Genomic DNA, 10715 nt, shown 5'->3' with positions numbered 1-10715 from the left:
AGCTAGTGCCGTCAGCCAAGTGGTATTCTGTTTATATTAATACTTTTTGACGAATTATTGCAGTATTTTTCTTTATTCTTAGACTTGGGGTGTGAAAATTGGTGAGATTAATCCGGTAACGATAAAAAAAACGCCAATTTGGCCACATGAATGGGATTTTATTTGTTAAAGTATTGATTGTAAAAGACTTGTGGGCTTTATAGTCCAAGCTTTACTACACTTCAAGAGCATTAACCGCGGTAGTAATTCCGATACTTCTGTTAATTCTGCTCTATGACTTGAAGATTGCTGCTAGATTCTCTGTAGTGATCTCCACCAATCCCTTCTTCTCGCAAAAGGGACACGTAGAATCATAAGTCCTTGTTGATTTACTCCTATCTAACCCATAGTTCAACAGCATTTGTGCTGTTGAACAGGGTTTTTTCGCAATCAAACATCCTCTGAGACATTTTTAATTTTGTCTGAGGTGAATGTGCATCAGGAGTGGTTAAGAATTAACTAAAAGCATTGAAATCAAGAGTATATTCGGATATGGGTAAAAACCGCCAATTAGAGCTGCCATCGAGTTCTAATACATACTCATGATATTGTAACAAACTGGGGCGGTGTCCCACACTAATTAATGTGGTTTCCTTGGCTTTAAGTTGTTCATAGAGCTTCTTCTCATTAGCTAAATCCAGCGCACTTGTAGCTTCATCTAGGATGACATAGCTAGGCCTACTTAGTAGGAGTCGCGCAAAGGCTAGGCGCTGTTGTTCCCCTAAGGAGAGAACATTAGCCCAATCTAACTCAATTTCAAAGCCTCCAAATCTTTCTGGTAACTCTGCTAAGTTCACCTCTTCTAAGACATCGCGCATTTTACTTTCGCTGATATCATTGTCAGGGTTGGGGTAAAGTAGCTGACTGCGCAACGAACCTAGAACCATATAAGGACGTTGGGGTAAAAACATGATCTCCGATAAAGCAGGACGGATAATCTGACCAGTCCCCGCATTCCATAATCCGGCGATCGCCCTTAATAAGGAACTCTTACCACTACCACTATGACCCACAATTACCAGACCCTCACCGGGTTGTAAGCTGAATGGTAAATCCCGAACTAAAGTGCGTTCATAGTTGGGCGTCAACAGGGTAACACGACGCAACGCTAGCTGAGAATCTTCTGTGACATCAATAGTCGTCATTCCTGAGGGGGTTTGGTTTGTGGTTTCCAGGACTTCGGCTAAGTCCCCCATCCGTTCAATCCCAGCTGCAAAAGCTGTTAAATTTTCAAACTGACTCACCACCACAGATAAAGCCCCGAAAATCTGACTAAAGGCGATCGCAGCTTGGGTAAATGTCCCAAATTCAGTATCACCCGCAAAGTAAATTGGTGCAATCACCAAATAAGGAAGGGCTGAAACAAAATAATTATAGCTGGTAGTAAAAAAGCCTAAATTCCGTTGCCAATTTATCAACAACTCAAAGTTACGAATGGCTTGTAAAAAACGCTGTTTAAGCTGTAGTATTTCTTCTGTTTCACCTTGGTAAAAAGCGATGGATTCGGCATTATCCCGCACATGAACCAAACCATAACGAAAATCAGCCTCGCGTTTGAGTTGATTAAAATTAATCCCTATTAACCTTTGACCGAGCCAAGCAGTTACCACCGTCCCAAATATAGCATACACAACCAGAGCCAGCGATAGGGAAACAGAAATAGACAATAAAACCCCAGTAAAAGAAATTAAGGTGATAACTGATGTCAGAATCAGTAATGAAAAAGATAGACTAGTCCGGGTAAATGACCTAATATCCTCAGCAATCCGCTGGTCTGGGTTATCAATTTTCTGATTAAAATTAATCTGATAATAAGCGCGATTTTGGAAATATTTATCAAGGAAATGGTTAGTCAACCATTCCCGCCATTGTAAACCCAATTTGTCTTGCAGATAGCCAAACATGACAACAATGGGAGTACCAACGACTAATAGCCCCGCATAAATGGTAATAAATCGCCAAAAAGTTGATGTATCTTGCGTTTGGGGAAAAGTCGCCAAAGCAGTATCAACATTCCGGAAAATAAAGCTAATACTGACATTAATACCATTAACAGCTAGTGCCAATAGTAGCAACAATCCTAGTAATCCCCTAGCTTGCCATTTTTTTTCTGAAAACCAGTAGGGTTTGGCTAGCTTGAGAAATTTTTGCCACAATTGAGGGTCTAATCGTTTTGGTGGGGTTATTGTACTCATTACCAAGTTTAAGAACATCTAATAGTAATTCTGTATGACAATTCGCCAAACTGAAAACCGTAAAACACGCTTAAACACAGATACCCATTTAGATTGTAGTCTGGAGATTTCAAAGTTAAGTGGTACACGCAATTCTTGAGCGATCTGCGTAAACAGGAAATAGCCCTCAAGCTAGGGGAAGGGATGACAATAGAAGCGATCGCGCGAGTTACTGGATTATCTTTAGAAGTAGTACAAAAATTACAGCAAGAATACCAGCCATGATAGAATTTACAGATGTTTGACAACATCTGTAAATTCATCGCGGAAACATTTACCACCGACTTAGCAACATGGCTACTGGGAAAACCTGTAGACTTAACCCAGTTAAGTCCCAAAGAACTATCTAGTGAGCCTATCCGTGCTGATGCTCTGATTTTACTGCAATCAGAGGAGGTAATTCTACATCTAGAATTCCAAACCCAGCCAGATGCGTCCATTCCCTTCCGGATGGCGGATTATCGCCTGCGCGTTTATCGCCGCTTTCCCCAGAAAAGTATGCAGCAAGTAGTGATTTATTTAACAGAGACTAAATCACCAGAGGTATATAAAGACAGATTTGAAATTGACAGCTTACAACATGAATTTAGGGTAATTCGGCTGTGGGAGCAACCAACAGCAGTATTTTTAGGGAGCAGTGGATTACTACCATTTGCAGTGCTAAGTAATACTAATAATCAAGCTACAACATTACAAAGGGTGGCTGATGAAATCAATAAAGTAGCTGACAAGAGAATGCAAAGTAATCTCACAGCATCCACAGCAGTTTTAGCTGGGTTAGTATTAAAGCAAGAAGTGATTCAACGCTTATTACGGCAGGATATTATGCGCGAATCAGTGATTTATCAGTTGATTAGAACTGAAGGGAAACAAGAGGGTATACAACAGGGTATACAACAGGGTATGCAACAGGGTATGCAACAGGGTATACAGGAAGGTAAAAAGCAAATAGCCCTCAACTTGCTAGGGGAAGGGATGACAATAGAAGCGATCGCCCGAGTTACTGGATTATCTGTAGAAGTAGTACAAAAATTACAGCAAGAATACCAGCCATGATAGAATTTGGTGATGTTTGACAATACCTTAGCCAATTTACGAAGGTGAGATGATGATGCTTTAACCATTAACTCCCATTTATCTGATACTTGGCAAAAACAATCATTCCTAAAAATTCCTTTAAGGTTTCCCACAAGGGTTTTTTAATGTATTGACCGTAGGATAAAGCCTTTTTCAGGCTCATGAACTACACACCAATTCCCTATTCCCTATTCCCTGTTCCCTGTTCCCTGTTCCCTGTTCCCTGTTCCCTGTTCCCTCAAACTAAAAAAAATTGTACATCACGAGCATGGGAAATGCTATGAGGGTTTCAGATTCTCAACTATCTTTTAATCGAAACGCTTATGTATGCTTATTTTTGCCAGTTTTGCCGGAAATTATCAAGGCTCTTTTTTTGGCTAAGGTATTGTACATCAGCCCTCTTTTTATACTCTTTTTTTAGCTAAGGTATTGTAAATCATGCGTAATATTTGATATTCTGCCTAGAAGCACATCAATTTCACAATTGTATCGGAAATTGACCTAAACTGCTGCATAGTCCTAAGAGGATGTTTGATAAGTCATGATTACTGTATCAACTATTGTTTGACCCCACCCTCTCCTTGCAAGGGTAGGTTTTTAATATGATCTGTGAAGGCAAGACTAGGAAGACAAGGAAGGAAAGTGGAAAAGGAAGATTTTATACGGACAATGGTCTTTTAAGGGGCTATTTTTCTTACTAAAAATACAGACTTTGTACTGTTTTTCTCCCTTGTCACCTTGTCCACCTTGTCCACCAAGTCTTGTCCTTGTAAGGGGAGGAGACTGGATTTTATTGTTTTTTATGTGTTCCCCAATCCTTCCCAATCCTTCCGGTGTTCCCTGTTCCCTGTTCCCTAATATAAAAATTACCTGTTTAATACTTTCCAAACATCCTCTTATATCCCGAAATTTTTGTAGAAGTTGGGGATATGGAATACATAGGGTTTGCTGAATAATTTTACCAGACCAAAGTACAATCTTTAGGATGTAATATGCCAACTTCTGGCTTAATTCTGATCTGAGGAATCATCTCCATCAACTCTTCTTTTGTATAAGAATTAAAGTCTTCTGGATTGATTTCATTGTATGTAATGTAGCCCCTTTTGGCAGGAATAACTACTTTTTCTAAATACACCTGTTGTATTTCTCTTCTAATTTCTGTAAAGGCATAATTGCTGATTACAAGGTCATAACTGTCTTTGTGCAGTTCATTCATTGTCCTATAAATCAGGGTTGTGTTTAACGGGTAATGATCCAGATATCTTTGCGCTAGTGATAGTACAGGTTTTAAGTCAACTAATGTATAGCTTGTTACATTAAAATAACTGCTGATAATTCTGCACATTCCTCCATAACCAACTCCAATTTCACATATATTAAAGTTGTCTAGCGTCCCAAATTCACATTCTAAATCTGACAGGATTTTGATGTATCGCAGGGTAGGTGGTGCTATTGTACCAATGCCGTCGTAATCAAAAACTTGAGGATTTCCAATCAGATCATTTTTCCGAAATTCATCAATCTTACTCAATACATTATATCCAGACTCTTTGGTTGCTTGCAAATACTCTAAACCTTGATCGAAGGAGTCATGTTCTAATGCGACATTGTATATTTGATTTTGACGAAAACTTCTAAATTTTGAATAGTCCAAACTAGCTTGTAAACAAAATTCAGGATAGTCAAAATTGTCAGTCAGGCTAGTTTTTAAAGCCTTATCTTGGTAAACCATGCTTACTAAATTACTTGTTGATACCTCACTATATCATACACTAAAATTTTCACGCAAGCAGTAGCTTGGCCAATTTACGAGGGTGAGATGATCATGCTTTAACCATTAACTCCCATTTATCTGATACTTGGCAAAAATCATTCCTAAAAATTCCTTTAAGGTTTCCCACAAGGGTTTTTTAATGTATTGACCGTAGGATAAGGGTTTCATATTCTCAACTATCTTTTAATCTAAACGCTTATGTATGCTTATTTTTGCCAGTTTTGCCGGAAATTATCAAGGCTCTTTTTTTGGCTAACGTATTGGTTTGACAACATCTGTAAATTCATCGCGGAAACATTTACCACCGACTTTTGGCTAGGGTGTAGTATACCAGGACAATAACCATATTGCCCTGCTTAGTGTTGATATTTCCGTCAACAAAGCCCATTAATTAGCCTTGGGGCTTTGTCAACGTCGAAAACCATACTCAAGGGTAAAAAACTGCGGCTTCAATTCGGCTAAGGGTTCCCTGAGTTTACTTAGTTCGGCTTCTGGTCCGTGAATTTCCAAACGAGTCAGCTGGGCAATTTTCAGAGCTTCTTCGAGTAAGGAACCAACATTATCAAGATGAGTTAGCAGTCCCTCTGCATCTTCATACCCTTCACGACAGTGAACTTGGTCTTGATCAAAACTAAATCCATAATAGAGACACCTAGATTCCTCACTAGTTTTTTTGACAAACTGCTCACACAAATCCTTGAAAGCGTCTAGCTTACCACTATTAACTTTGAAGTAGGGGACAATGGTACAGCATTTATCTTGAGTGGACATAAATTTCTTGTAGTAATTGTTAACGTGGTTATCTACCTGAAATTACATTTACCACGTCTTTAAGCAAACTTATTTGGTTAAATGCCGATTTTAGATATTTTCCTCTACCTTTGCTATCTCCAATAGTGTTTTTAAAACCGAATCGGGATTAAGACTAATAGAATCAATTCCCTGTTCCACTAAAAACCGGGCAAATTCTGGGTAATCGCTGGGTGCTTGTCCACAAATGCCGATTTTACGGTGCTGTTTTTTAGCGGATTGTATAGCCATTTTCACCATTTCCTTAACTGCTGGGGTGCGCTCATCAAACAAATGTGCTACTAATGCCGAATCTCTATCTAATCCTAGGGTTAGCTGGGTTAAGTCATTGGAACCAATGGAAAAGCCATCAAACACTTGTGCAAACTCCTCAGCCATAATCACATTACTAGGTAACTCACACATAACATAAACCTGTAAGCCATTGGCACCTTGTTTGAGATGATTTTTTGCCATTTCTTCCAACACTAAACGCCCCTCATCGGGAGTGCGACAGAAGGGAATCATGGGGATGACATTAGTCAAACCCATGTCATCTCGTACTCCCTTGATGGCTTGACATTCTAGAGCAAAAGCTTCTCTATAACCCGGGTCATAGTAACGTGATGCACCGCGCCAACCCAGCATGGGGTTTTCTTCCTTGGGTTCAAACTGCTGACCGCCTAAGAGATTAGCATATTCATTGGTCTTGAAATCTGACATTCTGACAATTACTGGCTTGGGATAAAAAGCCGCCGCAATTCTGCTTATACCCTGGGCTAATTTATCGACAAAATATTGGGGTTTGTCTTCGTAAAGGGCGGTAATTTGATTAATTTTGGTTTTGACAAATTCATCTTCTAACTTTTCATAGTGAATCAAGGCCATAGGATGAACTTGGATGTGGTTAGCAATAATAAATTCTGTGCGTGCTAAACCTACGCCATCATTGGGAATTGCAGATAAACTTAATGCTTCTTGGGGGTTACCCACATTCATTAAAATTTGGGTACGGGTGCGGGGTAAGTTTTCTAAAGCAACCTCTTTAATTTCAAAGGGTAACAAGCCATGATAAACTTTACCTTCATCACCCTCGGCGCAAGAGATGGTGACTTCTTCACCGGTTTTTAATACTTTTGTAGCATTGCCACATCCCACAATTGCGGGTACTCCCAATTCTCGAGCAATAATGGCCGCATGACAGGTGCGCCCACCAGCATTAGTAATAATCGCCCCGGCGCGTTTCATAATTGGTTCCCAGTCTGGGTCTGTTCTCTCTGTTACTAATATGTCTCCTGGTTCAAACTGTTCAATCTTATTGACATTTAAAATTAGCTTAACTTTACCTTGAGCAATGGCTTCGCCAATGGCGCGACCAGTCACTAGGGGTTGGGGTGCGTTGGCTTGTTTATCGGTTGTGAGTAAATGATAGCTGCGTAATATATTCCCTGTTTTCTGTGATTGGACTGTTTCGGGACGGGCTTGGACAATGAATAATTGATTAGTAATACCATCTTTAGCCCATTCAATATCCATGGGGGAGTAATTACCGTTGGCTTGGGTATAGTGGTCTTCTATTAAACAAGCCCAATGTGCCAGTTGGAGAATTTCGCTATCACTGAGGGCAAATTTACCTTGTTCTGTTTCCGGGACTGGGACATTTTTTGTATGTTTTGAGCCATCATCATAAATCATTTTTAGCTCTTTGCTGCCCAATTTCTTATCGATGATGGGGCGAAAACCTGCTTTTAATGTCGGTTTAAATACGTAGTATTCATCGGGGTTGACGGTTCCTTGAACTACGTTCTCTCCTAAACCGTAGGCGGCGTTAATTAGTGCTGCATCTTTAAACCCGGTTTCGGTGTCAATGGAGAACATCACCCCGGAGGTGGCTAGGTCGGAACGAACCATTTTTTGAACGCCGACGGTGAGGGCAATGCTAAAGTGGTCAAATCCCTTGGTGTGGCGATAGGAAATGGCGCGATCTGTAAATAGGGATGCAAAGCAACGATGACAAGCTGCTAGGACTCCCTCTACACCGACAACATTTAAGTAGCTTTCTTGCTGTCCTGCAAAACTAGCGTCGGGAAGGTCTTCGGCAGTGGCGCTAGAACGGACTGCTACATCTGTGGCTGTGTGATATTTCTCACATAATTTTAGGTAGGCGGTGGCGATCGCATCCCGTAAGTCTTGAGTAAACGGTGTTTCCATGACTAGCAATCGGGCTTTTTTGCCTCGTGCTTTTAAATTTGTGACATCTTCAACATCCAAGTCAGCAAACAGTTGGCGTAATTTGGCTTCTAACCCTGCTGAGGCGATGAAATAGCGATAAGCATAGGCGGTGGTAGCAAATCCCGTGGGGACGTTTACCCCTTGATGTGTCAGTTGTTGAATCATTTCTCCCAGTGAGGCATTTTTCCCACCCACTAGGGGTATATCACTAATACCAATTTCATCAAACCAGAGAATGAGCGATCGCGCTTTATCAGATTGAAAACCTGTATTCTGAGATACTGTAACCATCTGTATTACCTCTCAAGTAGACGCTTTGGTTGTCAGTAATTCTTAAAATATTTTTCCCATGTCTAATTTTATCCTTAAAACTTGAGATTGTGCTATTAAATGCAACAATATAGTTAGAAAAATTAAATTTTCGAGATCATAACTAGAGCACAATCCCAGATTGATCACACAATGGCACAACTAGAAAGACTACTACAAATGGCCGAAGATGAACTGACTCAATACAGTACTGATGCCCGCAAAATTGAAAAAATGCGCCGTAAAATCGGTCTGTCTGTATCGGTAGTGGAACAGAGGCAAGTCAAAGCTGAACTATTAGCTACCATGAAACCTAGTATTATTACTAATCTAGTGGAAGAACAAAGGCAAGCAGTAGCTTTACCATTTTGGGGTATTGCAGGGTTAGGTTTGTTATTCGGAATTTCCGTCAATCAACCGGTGCTTTTATTAGCAGGTGTGCTGGGGAGTGTAGCGGCTTTCCGAATCCAAAAGTGGGGATGGCAATTACAAGCGAAGCGTTTATTATTACAAACTCTCGAAGATATTGAGGCGCGGGTGTCCCCACCCAGAAACTAAAGCCGAGCCGTCCGTACACCTTCGTAATTATCATGTATTATTAACAATAATATGAAGGTAACATCTTGCTCATGGTATAGAAATCTATTGCTAGCTGGTTAAAAATTCTAACCATAGATGAAATTAATTTACCAGATCATTCCAGCAAAAGATAATTACTGCTATGGTAATTGAATTGTAGATTAATTGTAGAGTAAATATTAAGGATAAAATATTTAAGAATCCCAGGGTTAAACAAAACACCAATATTACTATATATGCCGTGGATCTTAGTATGACGGAAATTTAGGATCAGGCCAATCAGGAGTTTGACAAAGATGGTAGGCTTAATTGGCACTCTTTGTTACTCATGAGATATCCAGTTAACTAAACAATAGCGAATCCTTGGTACAAGAGGTTAGCTAAATTACAAAAGTGACCATTGTTACTTTCAATATGCTAGTACTACTCAAAAGAGAGGAGGTAGTAATTATGACTAAATATGACCAGATTTTTAATTCTACAAAGACCACCAAAGAATCACTGACTCCAGAAGAAGCAGTAGCAGCGATGGCAGTGGTGACAGAAATTGCTCATTATTCCGTAGAGGAAGCGGATGCAGGAGTTTTAGCGAGTATCCTTTGGGACCTTGAAGTTTTTGAGGAATACTCAGAAGATGGAATTGCCCAAATAGTTCATAGACTCATAGACATTGCCGCAAATGAGGGACTGGGAAGCCTATTTAATGTTGCTAGTAAAAGCCTTACCCTGGAACTAGTGCTAGATGCTTTTGCTGTGGGGGTAATGGTGATTATAGATGAAGACGATTTAATTATCCCCAAAGACAAACAGCCGTATCTCAAGCAATTACAGAAAGCCTTAGACTTGGAAGATGAAGAAGCCTATGAAATTATACAAGAAGTAATTGCTGCCTATCAAGAAGGAGAAGAAGCACTTTACCTACAAGACGAAAACGACATAATCATAGACAGAGATTATGGCGAAGATGTATATGAATCGCCCTCTGGTAATTTTTCAGTTCCCATTCCTGTTGACCCACAGCAGGGAGGTCAGGTAAAAAGTGAAGACGGGGTGGTAGGCTTTTTTGATAGTTTCGGTACTATGCTGAGAATTGATCATTACCCCATATCCTCAGAACAACTAGAACAGGTAGAATCTATTGGGCAGGAAGAATATTTGCAGTCAATTTTGCTCAACAAGTATGTTCCAGAAGTAATTTTTACTAATCTGCCCAAGGCAGAAGTCATATATACTGAGTATTTAAAAAACGCTATTGAAGGTTCTTTCTTTGCGTTAATTGATATGCCCCAGGGGTCAACAATTTCCCAAGCACAAAATAACGGTAATACCAGCAGACTAGACGCATACCGAGGGCTTTTAGCATTTATGCATTCTAACTATTTATATATAGTTAGCAGTCAGGAAAGCTTTGATAGGGGTGAAAAACCCAGTTCTATTAAAGAAGGAGCCGAGGAGATTAAGGAGAGTATTTTGGATTTTGTGGAAACTATAGACTTCATCGAAACCGATTAAAACTTCAAAGGGGGTGAAAAACCCCCTTCTAGCTTAATTCTCTAGGCCAATTAAATGAAATCTGGTGGAAATAAGAGTGTTAGAACTCTTGTGGGGAGAGCGTTGCTATAACGCAACCTTAAACTTTAAATTTAAAATTTAAAATTTAAAATTTAAAATTTAAGTTTTAG

8 protein-coding genes are annotated in these 10715 nt (G+C 39.8%); 4 read left to right on the top strand and 4 right to left on the bottom strand.

All coding sequences use genetic code 11. From position 1 onward, the window contains the following. Positions 1-494 precede the first annotated feature (494 nt). Entirely contained in the window at positions 495-2234 is a 1740-nt protein-coding gene (locus PN447_RS10030) for an ABC transporter ATP-binding protein/permease (protein WP_271762779.1), read from the bottom strand. Between the two features lie 135 nt (positions 2235-2369). Between PN447_RS10030 and PN447_RS10025 the strand changes: the two genes are divergently transcribed. Both PN447_RS10025 and PN447_RS10020 read left to right on the top strand, forming a co-directional pair. Then, positions 2370-2498 (top strand): hypothetical protein, encoded by a 129-nt coding sequence (locus PN447_RS10025; protein ID WP_271762777.1) that lies wholly within the window; start codon positions 2370-2372, stop codon positions 2496-2498. Positions 2499-2510: 12 nt separating this feature from the next. Then, entirely contained in the window at positions 2511-3329 is an 819-nt protein-coding gene (locus PN447_RS10020; RefSeq protein ID WP_271762776.1) for an Rpn family recombination-promoting nuclease/putative transposase, read from the top strand. Positions 3330-4308: 979 nt separating this feature from the next. Here the strand turns inward: PN447_RS10020 and PN447_RS10015 are convergent. From PN447_RS10015 to ppsA, 3 genes are all read right to left on the bottom strand, one after another. Next, entirely contained in the window at positions 4309-5082 is a 774-nt protein-coding gene (locus PN447_RS10015; protein WP_271762775.1) for a putative sugar O-methyltransferase, read from the bottom strand. 450 nt (positions 5083-5532) lie between these two features. Continuing rightward, a complete protein-coding gene (locus PN447_RS10010) occupies positions 5533-5895 on the bottom strand; it encodes a putative quinol monooxygenase (RefSeq protein ID WP_271762774.1) in 363 nt (120 codons plus the stop codon). 90 nt (positions 5896-5985) lie between these two features. Continuing rightward, on the bottom strand, positions 5986-8436 hold the full coding sequence (gene ppsA / locus PN447_RS10005; RefSeq protein WP_271762773.1) for a phosphoenolpyruvate synthase: 2451 nt from the start codon (positions 8434-8436) through the stop codon (positions 5986-5988). Between the two features lie 171 nt (positions 8437-8607). On the opposite strand from ppsA, the gene PN447_RS10000 reads away from it, so the two are divergent. Together PN447_RS10000 and PN447_RS09995 are read left to right on the top strand one after the other, a co-directional pair. Continuing rightward, a complete protein-coding gene (locus PN447_RS10000) occupies positions 8608-9012 on the top strand; it encodes a hypothetical protein (protein WP_271762772.1) in 405 nt (134 codons plus the stop codon). Positions 9013-9483: 471 nt separating this feature from the next. After that, on the top strand, positions 9484-10545 hold the full coding sequence (locus tag PN447_RS09995) for a tellurite resistance TerB family protein (protein WP_271762771.1): 1062 nt from the start codon (positions 9484-9486) through the stop codon (positions 10543-10545). Positions 10546-10715: the final 170 nt, after the last annotated feature.

Source organism: Anabaena sp. CS-542/02, assembly GCF_028331085.1.
GTDB lineage: Bacteria > Cyanobacteriota > Cyanobacteriia > Cyanobacteriales > Nostocaceae > Anabaenopsis > Anabaenopsis arnoldii.
The sequence above is the reverse complement of the archived record's forward strand: the minus strand, read 5'-3'. Positions and strand labels throughout refer to the sequence as shown.